Source organism: Sporosarcina sp. FA9 (assembly GCF_051550205.1).
GTDB lineage: Bacteria > Bacillota > Bacilli > Bacillales_A > Planococcaceae > Sporosarcina.
The window spans coordinates 2,868,525-2,893,104 of the sequence record NZ_CP188819.1 but is presented as its reverse complement, the minus strand read 5'-3'; the positions used below and the strand labels follow the sequence as shown (position 1 = coordinate 2,893,104).

Annotated in this window: 24 protein-coding genes and 1 tRNA gene; 23 read left to right on the top strand and 2 right to left on the bottom strand. The window is 38.1% G+C overall.

From position 1 onward, the window contains the following. Positions 1-92: 92 nt before the first annotated feature. The 15 genes from ACP8HH_RS14680 (at position 93) to ACP8HH_RS14610 (ending at position 16,375) form a co-directional block, all read left to right on the top strand. On the top strand, positions 93-329 hold the full coding sequence (locus ACP8HH_RS14680) for an IDEAL domain-containing protein (RefSeq protein ID WP_438312539.1): 237 nt from the start codon (positions 93-95) through the stop codon (positions 327-329). 132 nt (positions 330-461) lie between these two features. After that, a complete protein-coding gene (gene uvrB / locus ACP8HH_RS14675; RefSeq protein ID WP_438312537.1) occupies positions 462-2,444 on the top strand; it encodes an excinuclease ABC subunit UvrB in 1,983 nt (660 codons plus the stop codon). Positions 2,445-2,449: 5 nt separating this feature from the next. Further along, positions 2,450-5,317, top strand: a complete 2,868-nt coding sequence (uvrA, locus tag ACP8HH_RS14670) for an excinuclease ABC subunit UvrA (protein ID WP_438312535.1) — start codon at positions 2,450-2,452, stop codon at positions 5,315-5,317. A gap of 87 nt (positions 5,318-5,404) precedes the next feature. Continuing rightward, on the top strand, positions 5,405-6,568 hold the full coding sequence (locus tag ACP8HH_RS14665; protein WP_438312533.1) for a DUF4097 family beta strand repeat-containing protein: 1,164 nt from the start codon (positions 5,405-5,407) through the stop codon (positions 6,566-6,568). A 185-nt stretch (positions 6,569-6,753) separates the two neighbouring features. Continuing rightward, on the top strand, positions 6,754-7,698 hold the full coding sequence (gene hprK, locus ACP8HH_RS14660; protein WP_438312530.1) for an HPr(Ser) kinase/phosphatase: 945 nt from the start codon (positions 6,754-6,756) through the stop codon (positions 7,696-7,698). A 10-nt stretch (positions 7,699-7,708) separates the two neighbouring features. Further along, entirely contained in the window at positions 7,709-8,518 is an 810-nt protein-coding gene (gene lgt / locus ACP8HH_RS14655; RefSeq protein ID WP_438312528.1) for a prolipoprotein diacylglyceryl transferase, read from the top strand. Positions 8,519-8,654: 136 nt separating this feature from the next. Continuing rightward, positions 8,655-9,308 carry a pyrophosphatase PpaX gene (gene ppaX, locus ACP8HH_RS14650; protein ID WP_438312526.1) on the top strand — a complete coding sequence of 218 codons (654 nt, stop codon included), beginning with the start codon at positions 8,655-8,657 and terminating at the stop codon, positions 9,306-9,308. Next, positions 9,305-9,844 (top strand): acyltransferase, encoded by a 540-nt coding sequence (locus ACP8HH_RS14645; protein ID WP_438312523.1) that lies wholly within the window; start codon positions 9,305-9,307, stop codon positions 9,842-9,844. The genes ppaX and ACP8HH_RS14645 overlap by 4 nt, the downstream gene beginning before the upstream one ends. A gap of 141 nt (positions 9,845-9,985) precedes the next feature. Further along, complete coding sequence (locus tag ACP8HH_RS14640; RefSeq protein ID WP_438312520.1) at positions 9,986-11,512, top strand: tetratricopeptide repeat protein; 1,527 nt, start codon at positions 9,986-9,988, stop codon at positions 11,510-11,512. An 83-nt stretch (positions 11,513-11,595) separates the two neighbouring features. Next, positions 11,596-12,546 carry a thioredoxin-disulfide reductase gene (gene trxB, locus ACP8HH_RS14635; RefSeq protein WP_438312518.1) on the top strand — a complete coding sequence of 317 codons (951 nt, stop codon included), beginning with the start codon at positions 11,596-11,598 and terminating at the stop codon, positions 12,544-12,546. Positions 12,547-12,770: 224 nt separating this feature from the next. Then, positions 12,771-13,253, top strand: a complete 483-nt coding sequence (locus ACP8HH_RS14630) for an NUDIX domain-containing protein (RefSeq protein ID WP_438312517.1) — start codon at positions 12,771-12,773, stop codon at positions 13,251-13,253. Beyond that, positions 13,250-14,140 carry an RNase adapter RapZ gene (gene rapZ / locus ACP8HH_RS14625; protein WP_438312515.1) on the top strand — a complete coding sequence of 297 codons (891 nt, stop codon included), beginning with the start codon at positions 13,250-13,252 and terminating at the stop codon, positions 14,138-14,140. Before ACP8HH_RS14630 ends, rapZ begins: the two co-directional genes overlap by 4 nt. Positions 14,141-14,144: 4 nt before the next feature. Next, positions 14,145-15,110 (top strand): gluconeogenesis factor YvcK family protein, encoded by a 966-nt coding sequence (locus tag ACP8HH_RS14620; RefSeq protein WP_438319200.1) that lies wholly within the window; start codon positions 14,145-14,147, stop codon positions 15,108-15,110. Between the two features lie 29 nt (positions 15,111-15,139). Beyond that, on the top strand, positions 15,140-16,087 hold the full coding sequence (gene whiA / locus ACP8HH_RS14615; protein ID WP_438312513.1) for a DNA-binding protein WhiA: 948 nt from the start codon (positions 15,140-15,142) through the stop codon (positions 16,085-16,087). A 30-nt stretch (positions 16,088-16,117) separates the two neighbouring features. Further along, positions 16,118-16,375: an HPr family phosphocarrier protein gene (locus ACP8HH_RS14610; protein WP_438312510.1), complete on the top strand. Its 258-nt coding sequence runs from the start codon at positions 16,118-16,120 to the stop codon at positions 16,373-16,375. Between the two features lie 103 nt (positions 16,376-16,478). Here the strand turns inward: ACP8HH_RS14610 and clpP are convergent, their stop codons facing one another. Further along, positions 16,479-17,081: an ATP-dependent Clp endopeptidase proteolytic subunit ClpP gene (gene clpP, locus ACP8HH_RS14605; RefSeq protein ID WP_438312508.1), complete on the bottom strand. Its 603-nt coding sequence runs from the start codon at positions 17,079-17,081 to the stop codon at positions 16,479-16,481. A 149-nt stretch (positions 17,082-17,230) separates the two neighbouring features. Here clpP and ACP8HH_RS14600 point away from each other — a divergent pair. From ACP8HH_RS14600 to arsC, 4 genes are all read left to right on the top strand, one after another. Continuing rightward, positions 17,231-17,302 (top strand) — tRNA-Arg (locus ACP8HH_RS14600). A 261-nt stretch (positions 17,303-17,563) separates the two neighbouring features. After that, the gene (locus tag ACP8HH_RS14595; protein WP_438312507.1) at positions 17,564-17,911 is read left to right on the top strand and encodes an ArsR/SmtB family transcription factor; all 348 of its coding nucleotides are present in this window, start codon (positions 17,564-17,566) and stop codon (positions 17,909-17,911) included. 15 nt (positions 17,912-17,926) lie between these two features. Beyond that, entirely contained in the window at positions 17,927-19,225 is a 1,299-nt protein-coding gene (locus tag ACP8HH_RS14590; protein ID WP_438312504.1) for an arsenic transporter, read from the top strand. A 22-nt stretch (positions 19,226-19,247) separates the two neighbouring features. After that, the gene (gene arsC, locus ACP8HH_RS14585) at positions 19,248-19,667 is read left to right on the top strand and encodes an arsenate reductase (thioredoxin) (RefSeq protein WP_438312503.1); all 420 of its coding nucleotides are present in this window, start codon (positions 19,248-19,250) and stop codon (positions 19,665-19,667) included. A 181-nt stretch (positions 19,668-19,848) separates the two neighbouring features. Here the strand turns inward: arsC and ACP8HH_RS14580 are convergent, their stop codons facing one another. Continuing rightward, the gene (locus ACP8HH_RS14580) at positions 19,849-20,448 is read right to left on the bottom strand and encodes a DNA alkylation repair protein (protein WP_438319199.1); all 600 of its coding nucleotides are present in this window, start codon (positions 20,446-20,448) and stop codon (positions 19,849-19,851) included. Between the two features lie 187 nt (positions 20,449-20,635). Between ACP8HH_RS14580 and ACP8HH_RS14575 the strand changes: the two genes are divergently transcribed. From ACP8HH_RS14575 to ACP8HH_RS14560, 4 genes are all read left to right on the top strand, one after another. Beyond that, complete coding sequence (locus tag ACP8HH_RS14575; RefSeq protein WP_438312501.1) at positions 20,636-21,151, top strand: GrpB family protein; 516 nt, start codon at positions 20,636-20,638, stop codon at positions 21,149-21,151. Positions 21,152-21,429: 278 nt separating this feature from the next. Then, the gene (locus tag ACP8HH_RS14570; protein WP_438312499.1) at positions 21,430-23,172 is read left to right on the top strand and encodes a carbon starvation CstA family protein; all 1,743 of its coding nucleotides are present in this window, start codon (positions 21,430-21,432) and stop codon (positions 23,170-23,172) included. A gap of 72 nt (positions 23,173-23,244) precedes the next feature. Continuing rightward, complete coding sequence (locus tag ACP8HH_RS14565; RefSeq protein WP_438312498.1) at positions 23,245-23,502, top strand: cory-CC-star protein; 258 nt, start codon at positions 23,245-23,247, stop codon at positions 23,500-23,502. A 30-nt stretch (positions 23,503-23,532) separates the two neighbouring features. Further along, on the top strand, positions 23,533-24,465 hold the full coding sequence (locus tag ACP8HH_RS14560) for an ArsA family ATPase (protein ID WP_438312496.1): 933 nt from the start codon (positions 23,533-23,535) through the stop codon (positions 24,463-24,465). Positions 24,466-24,580 lie beyond the last annotated feature (115 nt).

Below are 24,580 nucleotides of genomic sequence, written 5' to 3'. Positions count from 1 at the left end.
TTATTGGTGTAATAAATAGAATATTTCAAAAAACCTTGCAACTTTGTTCGATAATTATATATACTAATTAAAAGGCATCAGGGGTGAGTGAAATGGAGAACAATTATTCATATGCCGAGTTTATGAAAGCCGTGGGGAGAAACAGTTCTTCGATTGAAGCGGAAAAACTGCTGAATGAGATTTATATGGACTTGTTTCTAAATCGCATTCACAGGGAACAAACGAAGGAACGACTGATGGTGCTTATTAATCATTCACTAGATTGTCTAGATGAACAGTCTTTTCTAAAGTATTCCGATCAACTTGCGCAATTCAATGAAATTGTTTGAAAGTTATGAGGACGTTACATGAGTTGTTCATGTAACGTTTTTTTCATTAACTAAAACAGATGTTCGTTATATATTGAGAATTTAGTATATACTAAGAGACATATATATAATTCATTATTTGGAGGGACGACTATGGTCGGTAAATTTAATTTGCAAGCTCCGTATACTCCTCAGGGCGATCAGCCTGCTGCCATTGCTAAACTTATAGAAGGACTTCGAAAAGATGAAAAACATCAAACTCTTCTTGGAGCAACTGGTAGTGGGAAGACATTTACGGTTTCAAATGTTGTTACTGAAATAAATAAACCAACTCTTGTTATGGCTCATAACAAAACATTAGCAGGACAATTATATAGTGAATTCAAGGAGTTTTTCCCCGATAATGCGGTCGAGTATTTTGTCAGTTATTACGATTACTTTCAACCGGAAGCGTATATTGCACATACGGATACGTATATTGAGAAGGACTCGAGTATTAACGATGAAATAGATAAGTTGCGACATTCTGCAACATCTTCATTATTCGAAAGAGAGGACGTTCTAATTGTTGCCTCTGTGTCCTGTATATACGGTCTAGGGTCTCCAACAGAATACCGAGATCACGTCGTATCTTTACGAATAGGTATGGAAATAGGGCGCAATGATCTTCTACGGAAGTTTGTTGATATCCAATATGAGCGAAATGACATAAGCTTTGTTCGCGGTACATTCCGTGTTCGTGGTGATGTTGTCGAAATATTTCCTGCTTCACGTGATGAACGCTGTCTTCGGATTGAATTTTTCGGCGATGAAATTGATCGAATACGTGAAGTAGATGCTTTAACGGGTGAAATTATTGCTGAACGCGAACATGTAGCAATTTTTCCAGCATCACACTTTGTTACGAGTGAAGAGAAAATGGTAAAAGCTATTGAAAACATTGAGACTGAACTTGAAGAACGTCTAATAGTATTGCGTAATGATGATAAGCTTCTTGAGGCCCAGCGTCTTGAACAGCGAACTCGCTACGATTTGGAAATGATGAAAGAGATTGGTTTTTGTTCAGGGATTGAAAATTACTCCCGCCATTTAACACTTCGCCCACCGGGAGCTACACCATATACACTTATAGACTACTTTCCGAAAGATTTTCTATTAATTGTCGATGAAAGTCATGTCACATTGCCGCAAGTACGTGGAATGTATAACGGAGACCAAGCTCGAAAAGGCACATTGGTGGAACATGGTTTCCGGTTGCCGTCCGCATTGGATAATCGTCCTCTAAAATTCGAGGAATTTGAAAAGAAAGTGCATAATGCTATTTATGTTTCAGCAACTCCAGGACCTTATGAAATTGAGCATACACCTGAAATGATTGAGCAAATTATTCGACCAACGGGGCTGCTTGATCCAACAATTGATATAAGGCCTATTAATGGTCAAATTGATGATTTGATTTATGAAATAAATGAACGGATAAAAAAGAATGAACGTGTACTCATTACGACACTTACGAAAAAGATGTCCGAGGACTTGACTGATTATTTAAAAGAGATTGGGCTTAAAGTTCAGTACCTTCATTCGGAAATAAAAACACTTGAACGCATTGAAATTATTCGTGAGTTACGGCTTGGAACATACGATGTGTTGGTCGGTATAAACCTCTTACGTGAAGGTATTGATATTCCAGAAGTTTCTCTTGTAACAATCTTAGATGCAGATAAAGAAGGGTTCCTTCGTTCTGAACGCGCTTTGATCCAAACAATTGGTCGTGCTGCAAGAAATTCTAATGGTCATGTTATTATGTATGCAGATCGAATGACGGATTCAATGACGAAGGCGATTAGTGAAACGCAGCGTCGTAGGGATATACAGAATGCGCATAATATTAAATATGGCATTACCCCAACGACAATCATAAAAGAAGTACGAGATGTAATTCGTGCAACACAAGTGGCAGAAGAAGAGGAGTCTTATTTTGAGAAACTGACGAAAGGTAAAAAGATTACGAAAGATGAAAAGATAAAGCTCTTAGTAGTCCTAGACAAAGAGATGAAAGCTGCGGCAAAAGCACTTGAATTCGAACGGGCTGCACAATTGCGAGATACTATTTTGGAACTGAAAGCGGAGAGGTGAGTCCAATGAGAAATAAAGAAATCATCATACAGGGTGCAAGAACACATAATTTGAAAAATATTGACGTAAATATACCAAGGGACCAACTCGTTGTAATGACGGGTCTTTCCGGATCAGGGAAGTCTTCTCTTGCTTTCGATACAATTTACGCGGAAGGACAACGGAGATATGTAGAATCATTGTCTTCTTATGCCCGTCAGTTTTTAGGGCAAATGGACAAGCCGGATGTGGATGTAATTGAGGGTTTATCTCCTGCAATTTCAATTGACCAAAAGACAACAAGTCGCAATCCCCGTTCAACTGTTGGAACTGTAACCGAAATCTATGATTATTTACGTTTGCTATACGCACGTGTTGGTAAACCGATTTGTCCGATACACGGCACGGAAATATCGTCACAAACAATCCAACAAATGGTCGATCGACTTATGGAATTACCATCACGGTCAAGACTCCAAATACTTGCGCCAATCGTTTCGGGTCGCAAAGGTGCGCATGTGAAACTTCTCGAAGACATTCGAAAAGAAGGTTATGTACGTGTTCGAGTGAATGGTGAAATCATTGATTTAGACGATACGATTGAGTTGAATAAAAATAAGAAGCATAATATCGAAGTTGTTATCGACCGAATTGTTATGAATGATGACATCGCGGCACGTCTAAGCGATTCGTTAGAATCGGCACTACGTCTCGCAGAAGGAACTGTATTAGTGGATGTTATTGATGGGGAAGAAATTCTATTTAGCGAACACCATGCATGTCCACTGTGTGGATTTTCGATTGGGGAACTTGAACCACGTATGTTTTCATTTAACAGTCCATTTGGTGCGTGTGGAGAATGCGACGGCCTTGGAACGAAACTTGAAGTCGATATAGAACTCGTCATTCCGGATTATTCTTTATCTTTAAAAAAGCACGCAATTGCACCGTGGGAACCGACCAGTTCGCAGTATTATCCAGAGTTATTAAAAACCGTAGCAAAGCACTATGGAATTTCAATGGCAACACCTGTAGGGAAACTTTCAGAGGAACAACTTGATGTAATTTTAAATGGTTCCAAAGATGAAAAGATTCGTTTTCGTTATACAAATGAATTTGGCGGGACGCGTGATAGTGATATTTACTTTGAAGGGGTACTATCCAATATTGCTAGAAGATATAAAGAAACTTCATCAGATTATATCCGAGACCAAATGGAGAAATATATGGCACAACAACCATGTCCGACATGTAATGGTTACCGTCTAAAAGAAGAGTCTCTAGCTGTTAAAGTGAATGATGTTCATGTAGGGAAAGTGACAGAGCTTTCCATTATAGAAGCTGACCGCTTTTTTAAAGGGTTAAAGTTATCTGAAAAAGACACGAAGATTGCTGCACTTATTTTGCGAGAAATAGCTGAACGACTTGGATTCCTAATTAATGTTGGCTTAGATTATTTAACATTATCAAGAGCATCAGGAACGCTCTCTGGAGGAGAAGCTCAGCGAATACGACTCGCGACTCAAATTGGCTCTAGACTGACTGGTGTCCTTTATATTTTAGATGAACCATCAATAGGTCTTCACCAACGTGATAATGATCGTTTGATTGGAACTCTTAAAAATATGCGGGATATTGGTAATACGTTAATTGTTGTTGAGCATGATGAAGACACGATGATGGCGGCAGATTACTTGATTGACATGGGCCCTGGTGCGGGTGCTGACGGCGGAGAAGTCGTTTCCGCAGGAACACCAACAGAAGTAATGAACGACCCCAAATCGTTGACGGGGAAGTATTTAAGTGGTGAAAAGTTTATTCCATTGCCGCTAAAAAGACGTAAGTCGGATGGTCGGAAAATAACGATAAAAGGTGCTGCTGAAAACAACTTAAAGAATGTCAATGTAGACATTCCCCTTGGTCAATTTATTGCTGTAACAGGTGTTTCTGGTTCAGGAAAAAGTACATTGGTAAATGAAGTCTTATATAAAGTGCTCGCTCAGAAGTTGAACCGGTCAAAACAAAAACCTGGGCAATATAAATCGGCTACAGGTTTAGAAGAACTTGAAAAGGTAATTGAAATAGATCAGTCTCCAATTGGCCGAACACCTAGATCGAATCCGGCAACCTATACGAGTATGTTTGACGATGTGCGTGACGTATACGCTTCTACGAATGAAGCAAAAGTACGTGGCTATAAAAAAGGTCGTTTTAGTTTCAACGTAAAAGGAGGTCGCTGTGAAGCGTGTCGCGGTGACGGTATCATTAAAATTGAAATGCATTTTTTGCCAGATGTTTATGTACCTTGTGAAATTTGTCACGGAAAACGTTATAATCGCGAAACGCTTGAAATCCGCTATAAAGGTAAAAATATTGCCGATGTATTAGATATGACTGTAGAAGATGCACTTCTCTTTTTCGAGAATATCCCAAAAATAAGTCGGAAACTTCAAACGATTTTAGATGTTGGGCTTGGTTATATTAAGCTTGGCCAGTCCGCGACGACATTGTCGGGGGGAGAAGCTCAACGTGTGAAACTTGCATCAGAGCTTCATAAACGCTCGAATGGAAAATCATTTTATATTCTAGACGAACCAACGACCGGTCTTCACACATATGACATTGAAAAACTACTTGTAGTGTTACAAAGACTCGTCGATACCGGAAATACTGTACTTGTCATCGAACACAATTTAGATGTCATCAAAACCGCAGACCATATAATAGATTTAGGTCCAGAAGGCGGAGACAAAGGCGGACAAATAATTGCGACCGGTACACCGGAAAAAATTGCGAAATCAGATGTTTCCTATACAGGTCATTATTTAAAATTAACACTTGAACGGGACCGAAAGCGGATGGAAGCAAAAGTCGAAGCAGCAGAATCAATCTGAAAATGAAACCTTTTCTAGATTCAATCGTATATATACACATAAGAGGAAAACGGAGAAATCCGAAAAAAGCTATTAGGAGGCTGAATCATGCAAAGCGAACGGAAACGAATTTTAACAATGCTTGAAGACGGGATAATTACTACAGAAGATGCTTTAACACTTCTTGAAAAGTTAGGAAAGTCTCAACCTACGAGTGATAAAGAAACTACCGGACAAAAAGCTGAAGAGTCGACAACGCCTAATGATGAGTTTGATACTAAAGATACTAAGTCTAACGGGGAACAATCGGAAGAACCTTCCATGGAAGACTTTCTAGATGATTTGAAGAAAGACTTTTCACATGTTGGTGATCGATTTATGCAATTCATGCAATCTGCCGTCCAAAAAGTAAAAACATTTGATTTTGAAACGCCTTTTGGTCATGCATTTTCATTTAATCACACAATCTCAAAAACTGCAGATGGAATCGAAGAAGTTCTCGTTGATATTGATAATGGGAAAGTTACGATTCACTGTGGAGAAGAGAATGAGGTTCGAGCGGATTTTACGGTGAAAACCTACAGCTCTGAATCCGAGGAAATTGCAAAAAATGAATTTCTTGATAAAATCCTTGTCGTTAAAGATGAGAATAAACTTATGGTGTCTAGTAATATGAAAATGACTCAAGTAAATTTAAATCTTTATATTCCTAAAAAGAATTATGATAAAATTTCTGCACGTTTATTAAATGGCTCGTTTAAAATGAATGACGTTGAAGCTAATAAAGTCCGTGTGAAAACGGCTAATGGTAAAATTGGTATTTCTAATCTTACTTTTAAAGAAGCAGAGTTTGAAACCGTGAATGGTTCCATTGATCTGAACGGATTAATAGGGACTACTTTGGAAGCGGAGACGTTAAATGGACGTGTTTACATTGACGGTCTACTAAAGAATGTTGAAGCTCAATCTCTAAGTGGACATGTCGTTGTGACTACAACGGATTCTAATGCGGAAAGAATAGAAGCGAAAACGATGAGTGGTTCAGTTGAAATATACATTCCTTCTGATATTTCATTGTCTGGAGAAATTGCTTCGAACATGGGGCGACTTGATTTACAATTAGGGGATGTAAACCGTACAAAAGAGTCGGAACAATTATTCCAACGATCCATCCGTTTTAAAAAGGAAATAGATAATGAAAAGTCACTGCATATTTTTGGTGAAGCGAAAACAGGTTCTGTACTTGTTTGCTATAACGCAAAGCATCTATAAAAAAAACCGGTTCACACACATTAGTATTTTGTGTGTGAACCGGTTTTTTTATCCAATAGTAATCTAAATACCCTTCATCACTTCCTATATAGAATAAATCCGCAATTAGAGGACATCTTCTCTTATTATGTTAAAATGAATAAATATGTGTAGTAGGGTAAGTTAAATCAATTGGAGGAATGTTAATGTCTTATGTACTTGTTAAAAAGATACAAGATAGATTTTCACTTCAGCTTAAGGCGGGAGAAGAAGGACTTGGAAGAAAGATATATAATAGTGATATTTCTCGTCCTGGACTAGAGATGGCCGGATATTTCACATTTTATCCATCGGAGAGAATTCAAGTGCTTGGTAAAACGGAATTATCTTTTTTTAATGGGCTTGAAAAAGCAGACCGAATTGATCGGATGGAACGTCTTTGCACGGATGTGACTCCGGCTATTATTACCGCGAATGGAATGGAAGTTCCTGAAGAGTTATTTGCCGCGGCTCATAAAATGGGCATTCCAGTCTTTAGTACAAGTATTGCAACAACAAGATTTTCAGGGATGCTGGCAAACTTTTTAGAGAGTAAACTTGCGCCTATGACAGCGGTTCATGGAGTTTTAGTGGACGTATATGGAATCGGGATCCTTATTACTGGGAAAAGCGGTATTGGTAAAAGTGAAACAGCACTTGAATTAGTGAAAAGAGGACACCGTCTCGTCGCTGATGATCTTGTTGAAATTAGACAAGTAGCTGAAAACATATTAATTGGGACTTCGCCAGAGCTCATAGAGCATTTGTTGGAAATCCGCGGTGTAGGAATAATTGATATGATGACATTGTTTGGTGCAAGTGCAATAAAAGGAGATATTCGAATTTCGATTGTTCTTGAACTGGAAGACTGGATATTGGAAAAAACATATGATCGACTAGGGCTTGATGAAGAAAAAATTAAAATCATTGGTACAGAACTAACTAAATTAACCGTTCCCGTTCGTCCTGGGCGTAACTTGGCAGTTATTATAGAAGTTGCTGCGATGGATTACCGCCTGAAAAGATTAGGCGTCAATGCTGCAAAAGAGTTTTCTGATAAACTGGATAATGTAATTGGAAGTAGACCAAGTCAGATGGACGGAGAGGAGTAAGATACTACATATGATTAACTTACTAGCAATAAATCCAATTGCATTTTCACTTGGATCTTTAGAAGTACGTTGGTACGGAATTTTAATCGCACTTGGCATTGTGCTTGCTTTTATCGTTGTTCAGCGTGAAATGGTGAAGCGAGGGATGCATGCCGATTTTCTTACTGACCTGCTCATTTGGGCGGTCCCTATCGCGATTATAAGTGCACGAATTTACTATGTTATTTTCTCTTGGGATTATTATAAAGATAATCTTGGCCAAGTTCTTCAAATTTGGGAAGGTGGAATTGCGATACACGGTGCATTGATTGGTGCATTTATCACAACTTACTTTTATACGAAACGTCGTGGAGTTTCTTTCTGGAAAGTAGTTGATATTGCAGCCCCGGGTCTTCTTATTGGCCAAATTATTGGTCGTTGGGGAAACTTTATGAACCAAGAAGCACATGGTGGGCCCGTCTCAGAGAACTTTTTAAATAATACGATTATCCCTGATTGGATAATGAACCAAATGACAATAAAAGGTGTAACTTATCATCCAACATTCCTTTATGAATCCTTGTGGAACCTGGTTGGACTTGTCATCATCATTTTATTACGTAAAGTAGTTTTGAAAAGAGGGGAAATGTTCCTGTTCTACCTAGTTTGGTATTCAGTAGGTAGGTTTTTCATAGAAGGAATGCGGACCGATAGTTTGTATGTTATCGGCGAACTGCGGGCGGCACAACTTGTGTCTGTAGTAACAATTATTGTTGGAATAGTGATTTTCATTGTCAGACGTTATGTTCAGAAAGTGAAGTTAACTTATCAGGATAAATAAAAACAGTATTAAAAAATTGAAGACACTACAAAAACACTTGGGTTTCCTGTGTTGTCGCTACTTATAATGCATGTTGTGACAGCATTTGTCTGGAGGCGAAGAGAACAACAGAGAGAGAAAGAGGGTACGATAGCAGATGGTTAAACCAATTAATACTTTATTATTCGATTTTGATGGTACATTACTGGACACAAACGAGTTGATCATCCAAACATTTCAGCACGTTCTTGGTAATCATTATCCAGGAAAATATGAGAGAGTTGATATATTAAAATTTCTTGGTCCAACGTTGCATGAATCCTTTAATTCAGTGAATCCTGAAAAGACGGAGATAATGATTCAAGAATACAGAGCATGGAATATAATGATGCACGATGAGCTTGCAAAAGAGTTTGATGGCGTTTCAGAGACCTTGAATCTGTTGAAAGCAGCAGGTATGAAGATGGCGATTGTTTCCACAAAGAAAAAAGACATGGTCCTTAAAGGGATTGAACTCCTTGATGTAGATGGGATATTCGACGTTGTAATTGGTATGGATGATGTTGCAAAAACGAAACCCGATCCAGAACCAATTTTACTTGCACTTGAAAAATTGGAAGCCGAAAAAGAAAATGCTCTAATGATTGGTGATAACTATCATGATATTGAAGGCGGTCAGAATGCAGGAGTACGTACTGCTGGAGTGTCGTGGTCTATAAAAGGGGAAGAATTTTTACAAAATTATCATCCCGATTTTATGCTTCATCATATTTCGGATTTATTTGAAATTATTAAACAGGCAGAAAATTGAGAAGGACAGAACGGTACGCTGCAAAAGGTGGAGCAAATTCCCTTTGGCATATATATAAAACGGTATCCTTTTTTAAAGTAGCTAAAAACTTTGCTGTTATACAGGTGTCGCGATATACACCGTTCATACCTGTAAAGAACTTTTTGTTTCGTTTTTTCTTGAAAATGGATATCGGTGAAAAAGCTTCTTTTGCTTTAATGGTGATGCCGGATGTGATGTTTCCTGAACGCATAAAAGTTGGAGAAAATTCGATTATCGGTTTCAATACAACGATTCTTGCACATGAATATTTGATTGATGAATACCGTATTGGTGACGTTGTGATTGGGAAAAATGTATTAATTGGTGCAAATTCTACGATTCTTCCAGGCATTGAAATTGGAGACGGAGCGATTATATCCGCGGCTACACTTGTTAATTGTGATATACCACCAGGAGTATTTGCCGGGGGAAATCCCGTGAAAATTATTTTTACAAAAGAGCAAATGGAAGAACGCTTAGCTTCATCTAGGGTTGGTTTGACTCCTTTCAAATGAGGTTAAATTGTGGCGTATGTTGTGTTACTTTTAGGTAAAGTGTTGAAAAGGAATTGCATGAACTGAACTTATGGTATAATAGGAATAATAACGGGAAGGAACGTCTGATACGTTCCTTCTTATTTTTTCGGGGGAATATAAATGAACAATAAGCGTGCGATGAATGATAAAAAAGTAATTTCGTTCATTCCGGACGGTGAATTTTATTATGAAAAAGCGATTCTTGCAATGCAACGTGATCGTCTTGAAGATGCACATAAATATTTAAAGAGGGCGATAGAGCTCAGTCCAAATGATCCGCGAATACTTATGCAGTACGGTGTGCTCGTAATGGAAGAAGGCCGTTTTGAAGAAGCTCATGAACTTCTGTTGTATTCTCATGAAATCGATGAAACAAATATAGAAAACATTTTTTACTTGGCAGAAATACATGCACATTTAGGGTTGCTTCGCGATGCCAAAGTGTATGCCCAAAAATACATCTCGATGGATCCAGATGGACCTTTTGCTGATGAGTCTTTAGAAATCATTGATTTTGCGGAGCAAGAGGATGCATTCTATGATGAGGACGAGGTAAGAGATGGTGAAGTATATTTTCTGCAGGAAAAAGCACGCCGTTTAATGGAATCCGGTGATTTTAAAAAAGCTACAAATTTATTGGAATCGATTATTGAAGATCATCCTGATTTCTGGGCGGCTTATAATAATTTAGCACTTGCTTACTTTTATGTCGGAGAAACCGAAAAAGCAAGTGTGCTTCTTCACGACGTTTTAAAACAAAACAAAGGTAATCTTCATGCACTTTGTAATTTAGCTGTTTTTTACTATTACGAAAAGAAAGAGGAAGAACTAGAATCTCTTCTTTCGTTACTTATTAAAATTAAACCTTATGTTATTGAGCATAGATATAAATTAGGTGCAACGTTCGCATTAGTTGGAAGACATAAAGAAGCATTTAGTTGGTTAAGAAGTCTTCAAAAGCGTGGATTTGAAGGGGATTCCGGTTATTACTTTTGGTTAGCCCATGCCGCTTATTTTTCGGGCCATGAGGACATCGCACGCGAAGCATTTACTACACTTATTGAAATAGACCCTACTAAAGAAGGCTATGAACCGTGGAAAGACGTGGAGGATGATATCGGTATTCATTCGCTTGAGCAGGATCGTGAGTTTTTACTTGCCAAAATACGAAATGAATATCGAAGTGAGAGAATGTTTGGATTTTATTTGCTTGGAAAGTCAGGTCATAAGCAAGAAATAATTTCCCATCCATCTTATATTGATGTCGATAGTTTAAGTTCGTTGGAACAACTCTTCCTAGCAAGTGGTCTTGAGTATGAATTTATGCCAAGGTCAACATTTGACAAAGAGTTCATGAAAGCACTTGAAACGACAGAAATACTTTATGAAAAGTATAGACCTTTGAACCGCCAAGCAACGCATTTATTTCAAATGTGGTTTACACTTTGTGAAAGTGCACTAACTAAATCCTATCCGTTTCGAAATCCTCAGGCTCTTGCAGCGGCAGTAGACTATATGTTTCAATCCGCTCGATATACAGGGATAACGAAAACAGCCACTGCAAAAGAGTACGGTATTTCTATTCCGACTTTAACCAAGTATGTAAATGAACTGATTGAGTTCTTGCCACACTTTGATGGCGTGTAAGTCTCAAGACAGGCAGAAAAGTTGAATAGGTACTCTAAATCTTATAAGATTTGGTTGTAAATGTTGTTGAGGAGGAAGTTTAGATGACGACAGAAAAAATATACGATGTCATAATTATTGGTGCTGGACCAGCCGGACTAACAGCTGCAGTTTATACATCCCGTGGAAATTTATCTACACTTATGCTTGAACGTGGTATGCCAGGTGGTCAAATGGCTAACACTGAAGATATTGAAAACTATCCAGGTTTTGAACATGTACTTGGGCCGGATTTATCGACAAAAATGTTTGATCATGCCCGTAAATTCGGTGCCGAATATGCGTACGGTGATGTAACTGAAATAATAGATGGAGAAAGTTACAAGACTATTATTGCTGGTGCTAACCAGTTTAAAACACGTTCAATTATTATTACAACGGGTGCAGAATATAGAAAAATGGGTGTTCCAGGTGAAGCGGAGCTTACCGGACGCGGTGTAAGTTATTGTGCGGTATGTGATGGTGCGTTTTTCCGAGGCAAAGAGATTATTGTTGTCGGTGGTGGAGACTCGGCCATTGAAGAAGGTTCATATTTGACTCGCTTCGCAGACAAAGTAACTGTTGTTCACCGTCGCGATCAGCTACGGGCCCAAAAAATTATTCAAGACCGTGCATTTGCTAATGAAAAGATGGAATTTATTTGGAATACAACAATTAAGCAAGTGAATGACAAGGATGGGAAAGTTGGTTCTGTTACATTACAATCTACTGTTGATGGTTCTGAAAAGGAATTTGAAACAGAAGGAATGTTTGTCTATGTAGGAATGAATCCGTTAACGAAACCATTTGAAAAGCTTGGTATTCTAGACGAAAACGGTTATATTAATACAAATGAAATTATGGAAACATCTGTACCAGGTATTTATGCAGCTGGGGATGTTCGCGAGAAACTGTTGCGTCAAATAGTGACCGCAACAGGCGATGGCAGTATTGCAGCTCAAGCAGTTCAGAAATACGTTGAGGAACTTTTGGAGAAAATTGGTGCGGAAGTTTAATCTGCAATTAATTTATTTAATAAATCCTTAACATGACTGTAACAAGACTGCAACATGAGTGGGGTATAGTAGTATTATCAATTGACCCCCCTTTTGATATAGCAAAAACTATGGCTGCTACCGATTTAATTCGGTTAGCAGCCACTTTTTTGTCTTTCTAATGTCGTTTAGCACATTAAAGATGTATAATGGCACTATACATGCAAATAAAGTGGGGATGTAAAATGCAAAGAATAGCAAATTTACTCGTTCTTAAAAACGATAATGTATTGTTATTGAAAAAACCAAGACGTGACTGGTATGTTGCACCTGGTGGTAAAATGAATCCAGGTGAATCCATATACGATGCAGCGGTTAGAGAATTTACAGAAGAAACAGGAGTTCAGCCAATTAATCCACATCTAAAAGGTGTCTACACAATGGTGATTACCGAGGCGATTGAAAAACCGACTATAGATGAATGGATGTTGTATACATTTCTTGCAAGGGATTTGTCGGGAACACCTTTTGAGAATACTACAGAAGGCATTCTCGAGTGGCATCCCGTAGAAAGCTTACGAACGCTTCCAATGGCGGAAGGTGATCGAACTAATTTACTTTTTGCCGCCTATCAATCCGGATTACAGTATGGGACATTTTTTTATACAGAACAATTCGAACTGTTAAAAGAGGAAATTCAAAACTCTTTGGAAGGTGATATAAAATGACGGAAGAAAAAGCTTACAATAAAGATGTTGAATTAGTTATTATTACCGGTATGTCAGGTGCTGGTAAAACAGTGGCTATACAAAGCTTCGAAGATCTAGGGTTTTATTGCATCGATAATTTACCTCCAGAGCTACTTGTAACATTTCTTGATTTGATGATGAAATCAAACAACCAAATGAGACGAATTGCAGCTGTAATGGATACCAGGGGAGGAAATCTGTTCGACTCTCTTATGGGCGCTTTAGATAATTTGTTGAAAATGAAAGGGCTTTCCTCTCAAATATTATTCTTAGAAGCAGATGATGAATCTCTAGTCAGACGCTATAAGGAGAGTAGACGGTCACACCCGCTCTCAGAAGGTGGATTGCCACTAGAAGGAATACGTAAAGAGCGTCTGTTATTATCTGAACTAAAAGGGCGAGCCAGGTCCATTTACAACACATCTAATTTAAAGCCAAGAGAATTTCGAGAGAAAATCGTTTCTGAATTTTCCTCTAGTGGAGAATCAATTTTCACAGTGAATTTCGTTTCGTTTGGTTTTAAACATGGTATGCCCATCGATGCAGACGTTGTTTTTGATGTGAGATTTTTACCAAATCCGTTTTATATTCAGGAATTAAAACATAAAACTGGGTTGCAAAAAGACGTGTCCGATTATGTGCTTAAATGGTCAGAAACTCAAATTTTAATTGAAAAATTAACAGACCTATTTTCCTTTGTAATTCCTCAATATAAAAACGAAGGTAAATCACAAGTCGTTATTGCATTTGGTTGCACCGGAGGTCAACATCGTTCTGTAACACTTGCAGAATTCTTCGGTAAGCGATTTGAGAATGACTACCGAACTTTAATAACCCATCGTGATGTTGAAAATAGAAAGGTTTGACGTCATGACACAATCCGATAACATAAAAAAGATTGTCATCTTAGGTGGCGGAACTGGATTGGCTACTTTATTGCGTGGTCTAAAAAAATATCCTGTAGATTTGACTGCGGTAGTTACTGTAGCCGATGATGGGGGAAGTTCTGGAAGACTCCTTGATGAATACGACATACCACCCCCGGGTGATGTGCGGAATGTAATGGCTGCATTATCGGATGTGGAGCCCCTTATTGAGCGTATGTTCCAATATCGTTTTTCTAGTTCAGAAGATTTGAAAGGGCACTCTTTAGGTAATCTGATGTTAGCTGCACTAACAGATATTACAGGTGATTTTGCAAGGGCTGTTGAGCAAATGAGCCGTGTTCTTAATATTAAAGGTAAGGTCCTTCCCGCTGCTAACCAAAGAATTACGTTGCACGCTGAACTAGAAGATGGGACAATTGTGACAGGGGAGTCAAAGATACCCGTGTACGGCCGGAAAATCCAAAGGGTCTACATGACTCCAGAAGAAGTTGAACCGCTACCAGAAACGGTTGAAGCCATAATGGCCGCCGACATCGTCATCTTTGGTCCAGGAAGTTTATATACGAGTATATTGCCAACGATATTAGTAAAAGCGATTCGCGATGCGGTATTAACATGCAGTGCGAAGAAAGTATATATTTGTAATCTCACAACACAAGCTGGTGAAACATATCGGTATACAGCCTCTCAACATGTTCAAGCACTTTATGAACATGCGGGAAAAGCATTTATTGATACTATTTTATTAAATAACGCTGATTTCTCGAGTTATTTTAATGATGGACCACCTTGGCCTGTTGAAAACGATCATTCTGCTCTAAAAAAATTAGTTCCCAATATTGTAATGAAGGATATCGTAGCTTTTATCGATGGCGGAATTCGACATAAATCGGACGAAGTTGCAGAATGGATTATCGATTATATGAATGAATCTGTAAAGAAGAAATAGAGATAATTCTTCGAAGGAAGGGGGATATCATGTCTTTCGCATCAAGAACCAAGAAAGAGTTAACCCAAATTGAAGGTAAGGATTGCTGTGTAAAAGCAGAAGTTTCCGCATTCATTCGAATGAATGGTGCTTTATCATTTTCAAATAAACAACTTAGTCTTGACGTACAAACAGAAAATGCAGCAATTGCAAGGCGACTGTATTCGAACTTGAAACATCTTTATACTTATAAATTAGAATTACTTGTTCGAAAAAAAATGCGACTTAAAAAGAACAACGTCTACATATGTAGAATTCGAGATGGCGCGAAACCACTTTTGGAGGATTTAATGATTTTGAAGGGGACATTTGAATTTAAAAATGAAATATCCTCAGATTTAATTAAAAAGAAATGTTGTCAACGTGCCTATTTACGTGGTGCGTTCCTTGCAGGAGGATCTGTCAATAATCCAGAGACATCTTCATATCATTTAGAAATTTTCTCGTTTTATAAAGAACATAGTGAAGCGCTCGTTGACCTAATGAATACTTTTCATTTAAATGCAAAGTCAATTGAACGAAAAAATGGGTATATCACTTACTTGAAGGAAGCGGAGAAGATATCAGATTTCCTAAGCCTTATTGGTGCCCATGTGGCACTTATGAAGTTTGAAGACGTGCGTATACTAAGAGATATGAGAAACAGTGTAAACCGACTCGTAAACTGCGACACCGCTAATATGAATAAAACAATTGGAGCAGCCCAGCGTCAAGTTGGGAATATACAGCTCATTGAAAACACCATTGGACTTGATCAATTACCGGATAGGCTTCAAGAAATTGCAAGACTTCGAGTTGAAAATCAAGATATTACACTTAGGGAACTAGGTGAACTTGTTACAAGTGGAGCAGTAAGTAAATCTGGTGTAAACCATCGTTTAAGAAAAATAGAAGAAATTGCAGATAACCTTCGTAATGGAGGAATAGGTATCAGCTAAGTAGATGCCGTAAAGAGGAGTGAAATGTAAATGGCAGAGAAAATAGTGGAAGTTAGAATTAAACCAGGTCTACAAGCACGTCAAGCAGCCTTATTTGTTCAAGAGGCGAACCGGTATGTAGCTGATATATTTTTGAGAAAAGACGATCGACAAGTAAATGCAAAAAGTATTATGGGTATTATGAGTCTTGCAATTGCGTATGGTACAGAAATCACTTTAATAGCAGATGGTAATGACGAAGAACAAGCCTTGCTTTCGTTAGCCGATTTTGTTGAAAAGGAAAGCTAATTATTTGATGACGGTACCGTTTCCAATTATTAAAAAATTGTCTGGAAGCGGTGTCTAGTTGTAAAAAAAAACCGACCTTTTAAAGGATCGGTTTTGTTATAACTTATTTTTCTTCTTTTTTCATATCACTACGTGTAATAATATGATCGATTAAACCATACTCTTTTGCACGTTCTGCAGTCATGAAATTATCCCGTTCTGTGTCTTTTGCGATAACGTCAACAGGTTGCCCTGTGCGTTCAGATAGGATTGCATTTAGTTTTTCACGAAGGAAAAGAATTCGTCTTGCTGCGATTTCAATTTCAGTCGCTTGACCTTGCGCACCACCAAGTGGTTGGTGAATCATTACTTCCGCGTTAGGAAGGGAGTAGCGTTTGCCCTTCGTTCCAGCCGCAAGAAGAAAAGCACCCATAGATGCAGCCATACCGATACAAATTGTTTGAATATCGGGCTTAATAAATTGCATTGTGTCAAATATTGCCATACCAGCCGTAATGCTTCCGCCTGGGCTATTGATGTAGATTGAGATGTCTTTTTCAGGATCCTCAGCTTCTAGGAATAATAGTTGTGCAACGATTGAGTTCGAAACATTATCGTCAATTCCAGTTCCAAGCATGATGATACGGTCTTTTAGTAAGCGGGAATAAATATCATACGCGCGTTCCCCACGATTCGTTTGTTCAATTACTGTAGGTATTAAAACCATTCCAATTCCTCCTTCAGTTCAACTGTAAGTTTATCATACATAGTATGGTCAATGAAGGTCAAATATAACGCCTATAAAAAAAGAACTTGCTTTCAATACACATCATTAGTATAATAAATCTTGTCGCTTCATTATTAATAATACTTATGGCCCTCGTGGTGCAACGGATAGCACGTGAGCCTCCGAAGCTTAAGATGTGAGTTCGATTCTCGCCGAGGGCATACGGGAATAGCGTAGGTATGGCGTTTGTAGGCGTTGGCACTATGCAACCTACGCGCTATTCTATCGCCTATAATAGCACGGTACGGGTAACACGCAACCCACACGAACCTCCGTTTGATTTACGTAGAAATACGTAAATCAAACGGAGGTTTTTTATTGTCTAGGAAGACTAGATGAATTTTTCCTGTGGATGACGTATAAAAGCACTTGCTTATATAAGCATATAATTATATACTTTTGAGTAACGGGAGGGATGGTATATGAATACAACATTAACGATTGATCTGCAACGGGCGTCACAACTATTAAAATTGCTAGGAGATCCGACGCGATTGACGATGATGAAGTTACTTCAGTCACATGAATGCTGTGTTTGTGAATTTGTTGAGATTTTTGAAATGAGTCAGCCGGCGATTAGCCAGCACTTACGTAAACTTAGAGATATTAAAGTAGTGAATGAAGAACGCAGGGGTCAATGGATTTTCTTTTCGATTAATAAAAATCATGAAGATTATCCGTTTATTAAAAGTATCCTTGAACATCTTCCGGAACAGAACGAATCAATCGCTGAACTGGAGGCACAAGGACTTCGAGTTTGTTGTCAATAAGGAGGAGAATGCAAGTTGGTTTCAGTTATTACCGCATCAATGATTTTTATCATTACACTTATTTTTGTCATCTGGCAGCCCAGAAACTTATCTATAGGATGGTCTGCATGTATTGGCGCAGTCGTTGCATTGTTATTAGGTGTAGTTAATTTTCAGGACGTTATCGATGTTACTGGCATTGTATGGAATGCCACGCTTGCTTTTGTGGCAATCATTATTATCTCATTAATCTTAGACGAAATTGGTTTCTTCGAATGGTCTGCCCTACATATGGCTCGATTAGCCAGAGGCAGTGGACTTCGCATGTTTGTTTACGTTAGCCTTTTAGGTGCACTCGTTGCTGCTTTATTTGCAAACGATGGTGCCGCTCTAATTCTCACGCCGATTGTACTTGCAATGGTACGAAATTTGAATTTCAATGAAAAGATGATTTTCCCATTTATTATTGCCAGTGGTTTTATAGCTGATACTACTTCATTACCACTAGTCGTGAGTAACTTAGTCAATATCGTTTCAGCAGACTTTTTCGGTATTGGTTTTGTGGAATACGCTTCACGTATGATTGTCCCGAATTTATTTGCATTAGTTGCAAGTATTTTGGTATTGTTGCTATTTTTCCGTAAAAGTATTCCTAAAAAGTATGATGTTTCAGCTCTAAAAGAACCAAAGGATGCAATAAAAGATATAAAGTTATTTCGCCTAGCTTGGGTGATCTTAGGCGTATTACTCGTAGGTTATTTCTCGAGTGGAATTACGGGACTGCCCGTATCTATTATTGCTGGGATTACAGCCATCTTCTTTATGCTTATGGCGCAAAGAAGTTCTGCTGTCCACACGAAGCAAGTACTAAAAGGAGCTCCTTGGGCAATCGTATTCTTTTCAGTTGGGATGTACGTGGTCGTTTATGGATTACGGAATGCTGGACTGACAGGTATCTTAGCAGATGTTATTCAAATGGCAGCCAATCAAGGAATGTTTGTAGCAACGATTTCGATGGGCTTTATTGCAGCAATCTTATCTTCGATTATGAATAATATGCCTACAGTTATGATCAATGCGTTAGCCATTTCAGAAACGACGACTTCGGGTCCTATTCGCGAAGCATTGATTTATGCAAATATCATTGGGTCAGATTTAGGTCCTAAAATAACGCCAATCGGTTCTTTGGCCACTTTACTATGGTTGCATGTACTGTCTCAAAAAGGTGTGAAAATTTCTTGGGGTAGCTATTTTAAAATTGGTATACTCTTAACAGTTCCTACACTTCTGATTACACTAATCGGACTTTATTTATGGCTGTCATTCATACAATAAAAAACGAAAAGAGGATTTTATTATGTCGATAAAAACACTTTATTTCTTATGTACAGGCAACTCATGCCGTAGCCAAATGGCTGAAGGTTGGGGGAAAAAATATCTTGGTGAAGAATGGCAAGTTCTAAGCGCTGGAATTGAGGCGCACGGGGTTAATCCAAGTGCTGTTAAAGCAATGAATGAAGCCGGCATAGATATTTCGACTCAAACTTCGGATATTATTGATCAACAAATATTAAACAATGCGGATTTTATTGTCACGCTTTGTGCAGATGCAGATGATAAGTGTCCGATTACACCAGTACATATTAAACGTGAGCATTGGGGATTCGATGACCCAGCAAAAGCAAAAGGAACGAATGAAGAGAAATGGGCGTTCTTCCAACGTGTACGCGATGAAATTGGTGCAAGAATTGAACACTTCGCTAAAACAGGAGAATAAGCAAAACAAGCCGTGAATACCGATCACGGCTATCTTTCATCAATATGAACGAGAATTTCTATAAACAAACAGTCGTAGTCTATTTAATACGCTTTATAGCATTGACTTTTTTATTGAGCACAGACATTAAATGGAAAATGTCTGTGTTTTTTATTTGAGGTACAATACACGGCATATTATTTTATATAAAATGCTTCAATGCTTCACGCTTACTCAAAGGTTTCAGTGGATGTTCCGCTACAAATGTATACACAATATTTGGATTTGACTTTGCATATTCTCGTAAAACCCAGCCAATCGCTTTCTGAATAAAGAATTCATTGGATTCCAAATGTTGTTTAATAATATCAAAAAGTAAATCAGTATTCATCGCCTGTTTAAATTTTAATTGATGTAAAATAGCGGCACGGTTTGTCCACATATTATCGGACTGAGACCACTTCAACATTACTTTTTCACCACGCTCAGGATCTTCTTTTACAACATCGCCAACAAACTTCGGTGCAATCGAATCCACACTATCCCACCAAGACTTTGTTTCGATCAATCTGCGTAATTCAGGTAAATCTTCAATCGTCAAATACTTCTTCATTTTATCAAGTAATGCAAATGCCGCATACTGATATTCACGCTCTGGTAAATCATATAGTTTCCATACTTCTTCAAACAGTTGCTCAGGTTCGGGCAAAGCATATTCCGCGAAATATTCTCGTAGCAATTGTTTGCGCAAAGGACTCTTAATCCCTAAGAAAATGAAATTGTTTTTCATATAAGCCGCCATTGGACCTGCTTGTTCCTCATTACAATTCGCCTCGAATTTCTCGATGACACCTTTATAATCCCACGGCTTTTTCAATTAAACCACTCCTAACTTAGTACCAAAAGTGTATCATATATGAAAAGACTTTAAAATTTCTGTTAGTGTCTAAATTGAATACTCAATTTTAAAAATAAAGGAGAGGTACTTTATGAGGATTGAGATAAAAGATCATAATGAAAAATGGTGTCAGATGTTCAAGGACGAATCTTATAAGCTTAAAGAACTTCTTGGTGAAGAGTTAGTTGATATTTATCATATTGGAAGCACTTCTGTTAGTGGTTTAAAGGCTAAGCCAATCATCGACATTATGCCGGTAGTGAGAAAAATTGAAAAAATGGATTCATTTAATAAAAGAATGGAGGATATTGGTTACGAATGTATGGGCGAGTTTGGGATTAAAGGGAGGAGGTACTTTAGAAAAGGTGCAGATATCAGAACACATCAAATGCACGTATTTCAGATAGATAACAAGATAGATATTAATCGTCATCTTGCTGTAAGGGATTACCTACGGACACACCCTGAAGATGCAAGGCAGTATGGTGATATAAAAGAGAGCCTTGCTAAACAATTTCCAAGCGATATTGCATCCTATGCGGATGGTAAAGATGCTTTTGTTAAGGAACTAGAACAAAAAGCGCTCATTTGGTTGGATATGAACTGAATTCTGAAGCTATAGTGGGTGACAAAGTACAGCCAATATACTATGTATAAACTAAATAAACACCCATAAACGTTGTGAAATAGCGTTTGTGAGTGTTTTTTTTGTATGGATGCAATAAGATAAGAAGATTTTTGTTTCATGATAATATCTGTCCTAATAATTAGACAGTGGTAATCATACTATGTTACAACGCGTTTGATATAAAGGGAGGTGATTAAAAGATAAATGTTTGCTGAATTCTATTCATTACTACTAATTAAGGGATGGGAGTAGGTTTATTGAATGCGATTGCACTAGCACTTATTGGTATGTTAATCATGGGTTTAGGGTATCGCTTTTATTCAAAATTTGTTGCTGAAAAGATCTTTCGACTAGATCCCAATTATATTACGCCTGCACATCGTTATAAGGATAATGTGGATTTTGTGCCTACGAATAAATTTGTTCTTTGGGGTCATCATTTCACCTCGGTTGCCGGAGCTGCTCCCATTCTTGGGCCAGCCATAGCGGTATATTGGGGTTGGCTGCCAGCGTTTTTATGGGTTGTTCTTGGAACCGTTTTCGCAGCAGGTGTTCATGATTTTGGAACACTCGTTTTATCGGTTCGAAATAAAGGACAGTCTGTTGGAACATTGGCACATCGATTGATAGGACAGCGTGCAAAAGTATTATTCCTTTTTATTATTTTAATATTAGTGTTAATGATCAATGCTGTTTTTGCCTGGGTCATTTCCAATCTATTTATTAAGTTTCCAGCGAGCGTCTTCCCGGTGTTTATCCAAATACCACTTGCAATTTGGATTGGTCATACGGTTTATAAGAAAAAGGCGAAAATGCTTGTACCGTCATTAATTGCACTTGCAATTATGTATATTGCAGCGATCTTTTCGAGTCAATACAGCTTCCTTCAAATTGATTTGGTGAAGTATATGGGTGGTGCAGACGCGGCGGGCTTATTCGGTCTTGGAGCAATTTCTACCGCTTTCTTCATTTGGATTGTCGTTCTAATGATCTATGTATATATTGCTTCGGTTCTACCGGTTTGGAAGTTATTACAACCGCGTGATTTTATCAACTCGCACCAGCTTGTTGTAGGACTTGGTATTTTGTACTTGGGGCTTCTTTTTGTCAATCCAACTGTTACAGCACCGGCGATGAACACAGTTACCGATGTTTCGTGGTTTCCGCTTCTATTCATAACGATTGCGTGTGGTGCAATTTCAGGATTTCATGGGCTTGTATCTTCTGGAACGAGTTCGAAACAACTAAATAAAGAAACGGATGCACGTTTTGTAGGTTATTTAGGTGCCGTTGGAGAAGGAATCTTGGCTCTTATCGCAATCATTGCGGTTATTACAATCTTTCCAACTAAAGATGCGTTCCTTGCAACGTATTCAAGTTTTGGTGCAGCAAGTGCCGGCGGACTAGGTGTCTTTATTGAAGGTGCTAGTAGTCTTGCTACTGGATTAATGATTCCAGCACATATCGCAACAACAATTGTTTCGATTATCATTGTAAGCTTTGCAGCAACAACACTGGATACATCCGTTCGTTTAATGCGCTACATTATTTCTGAACTCGGTGTGGAATATAAAATTCCTTCTTTGGAGAAAAAGCATGTGGCAACAACAATTGCAGTTATTTCAAGTGCCGCATTAGTACTCATTCCGAAAGGTCCGAATGGTCTTGGATCCGGTGGATATTTACTTTGGCCACTATTTGGTACCGCGAACCAGTTACTGGCAGGAATTAGTTTGTTGTTAATATCCATCTGGTTAAAGCGTCTTGGTCGTAACTATTTAATCACGATTATTCCAATGATTTTCTTAATGAGCATGACGCTTTATGCGATGTTCCAGCAAGTTATTTTCCAGTGGTCGTGGTTTGGAAATGATACGAATATGCTTCTATTCGTATTCGGGGCAATTATATTCGTCTTTGCCGTATGGATCATCTTTACAGCGATATCCGCCTTGTCCGGTAAATCGGATAATCGGATTGTAAATGAAGATGAAGATTGATTAGTTTATTGATTAAATGGGATTGCTTTCAAAGTAATCCCATTTCATATAAGTCTTACGTGGGGTGATTGCATGCTTGATAAATTGAAACTACTGGTTAACTGGTATGAGGAAGTACTTAGTATGCCGCATAGGAGGGAGGTTGCCAGAGAATTAAGAGACGAAGATGATTTGTTTTTTCTTCTTCTATATTCCGAAATGATTGGAATTCCAAATCCCGCTTATTATTACACACTTGAGCTTTATCCTTATATGATTGAAAAATTTCATGATTGGCATTTGCGGATGGGGATGGAGAAATCGCCGATGACTGGTATCCGATGTTGTTAAAATGATTTTTGTTTGGAGCGGAGTGTTGAAATGGAAGTATTAGAGAAAAGCATTATTTTTGTAGGGGGTAAAGGCGGTGTTGGCAAGTCAACGTCGGCGGCAGCAATTGCTTTAAAATTAGCACAAAAAGGATATAAAACTCTACTCATATCCACGGATCCCGCACATAATGTTGGGGACATTTTCGATTTAAAAATAGGTGGGAAAATTAAAGGAATTGTAAAAAACCTTTATGCCCTTGAAATTGACCCGGAAATTGAAACTAATAATTACATTAAAAGTGTGAAAGAAAACATAAAAGGGGTACTCCATTCTGCAATGATGGAAGAAGTGCATCGTCAATTGGACACAGCGAAAGCTTCCCCAGGAGCAGATGAAGCGGCCCTATTCGATAAGTTGATCAGTATTATTTTGGAAGAAAGAGCCAACTTCGACAAACTTATTTTTGATACCGCACCGACCGGCCATACCATTCGTTTACTGTCTTTACCTGAATTGATGGGTGTATGGATTGAAGGGTTACTCGAAAAGCGAAAGAAAACGAATGAGAACTACACACAACTCTTGAATGACGGCGAACCAATTGAAGATCCAATTTATGATGTGTTACGGGTGAGGCAAAGTCGTTTTTCTGAAGTGCGTAAAGTATTGTTGGATGAGAAACAAACGGGATTTATTTTTGTATTAAATCCTGAAAGATTACCTATTTTAGAAACGAAAAAAGCGATTGAATTGTTGAACAAATATAATTTACATGTGACTATGCTCATCATAAATAAAGTCTTACCTGAATCGGCAGATGGCAACTTTATAATGGAACGAAAAAAACATGAAAAGCAATATGTGGACAAGATTAATAAAACGTTTACTCAACAACAGTTAATCTTCGTGCCCTTATTCTCGCAAGATATTGTTAGTAAAAAACAGCTGGAGTTGTTTAGCGAATATTTACTGAAGGTATGATTTTAAAAAAGTATTTATATAATTTACTCACTTTGGATGTTAAAAGAGGTTGAATTAGAAAGCATTGCTTTTGGGCAGTGCTTTTTGTATTGAAGTAAATTTGTTTGAAAGATGA

Coding starts and splice junctions, on each gene's coding strand:
- ACP8HH_RS14680 (WP_438312539.1), top strand. CDS start 93: ATGGAGAACAATTATTCATATGCCGAGTTTATGAAAGCCGTGGGGAGA.
- uvrB (WP_438312537.1), top strand. CDS start 462: ATGGTCGGTAAATTTAATTTGCAAGCTCCGTATACTCCTCAGGGCGAT.
- uvrA (WP_438312535.1), top strand. CDS start 2,450: ATGAGAAATAAAGAAATCATCATACAGGGTGCAAGAACACATAATTTG.
- ACP8HH_RS14665 (WP_438312533.1), top strand. CDS start 5,405: ATGCAAAGCGAACGGAAACGAATTTTAACAATGCTTGAAGACGGGATA.
- hprK (WP_438312530.1), top strand. CDS start 6,754: ATGTCTTATGTACTTGTTAAAAAGATACAAGATAGATTTTCACTTCAG.
- lgt (WP_438312528.1), top strand. CDS start 7,709: ATGATTAACTTACTAGCAATAAATCCAATTGCATTTTCACTTGGATCT.
- ppaX (WP_438312526.1), top strand. CDS start 8,655: ATGGTTAAACCAATTAATACTTTATTATTCGATTTTGATGGTACATTA.
- ACP8HH_RS14640 (WP_438312520.1), top strand. CDS start 9,986: ATGAACAATAAGCGTGCGATGAATGATAAAAAAGTAATTTCGTTCATT.
- trxB (WP_438312518.1), top strand. CDS start 11,596: ATGACGACAGAAAAAATATACGATGTCATAATTATTGGTGCTGGACCA.
- ACP8HH_RS14630 (WP_438312517.1), top strand. CDS start 12,771: ATGCAAAGAATAGCAAATTTACTCGTTCTTAAAAACGATAATGTATTG.
- rapZ (WP_438312515.1), top strand. CDS start 13,250: ATGACGGAAGAAAAAGCTTACAATAAAGATGTTGAATTAGTTATTATT.
- ACP8HH_RS14620 (WP_438319200.1), top strand. CDS start 14,145: ATGACACAATCCGATAACATAAAAAAGATTGTCATCTTAGGTGGCGGA.
- whiA (WP_438312513.1), top strand. CDS start 15,140: ATGTCTTTCGCATCAAGAACCAAGAAAGAGTTAACCCAAATTGAAGGT.
- ACP8HH_RS14610 (WP_438312510.1), top strand. CDS start 16,118: ATGGCAGAGAAAATAGTGGAAGTTAGAATTAAACCAGGTCTACAAGCA.
- clpP (WP_438312508.1), bottom strand. CDS start 17,081: ATGGTTTTAATACCTACAGTAATTGAACAAACGAATCGTGGGGAACGC.
- ACP8HH_RS14595 (WP_438312507.1), top strand. CDS start 17,564: ATGAATACAACATTAACGATTGATCTGCAACGGGCGTCACAACTATTA.
- arsC (WP_438312503.1), top strand. CDS start 19,248: ATGTCGATAAAAACACTTTATTTCTTATGTACAGGCAACTCATGCCGT.
- ACP8HH_RS14580 (WP_438319199.1), bottom strand. CDS start 20,448: ATGGCGGCTTATATGAAAAACAATTTCATTTTCTTAGGGATTAAGAGT.
- ACP8HH_RS14575 (WP_438312501.1), top strand. CDS start 20,636: ATGAGGATTGAGATAAAAGATCATAATGAAAAATGGTGTCAGATGTTC.
- ACP8HH_RS14565 (WP_438312498.1), top strand. CDS start 23,245: ATGCTTGATAAATTGAAACTACTGGTTAACTGGTATGAGGAAGTACTT.
- ACP8HH_RS14560 (WP_438312496.1), top strand. CDS start 23,533: ATGGAAGTATTAGAGAAAAGCATTATTTTTGTAGGGGGTAAAGGCGGT.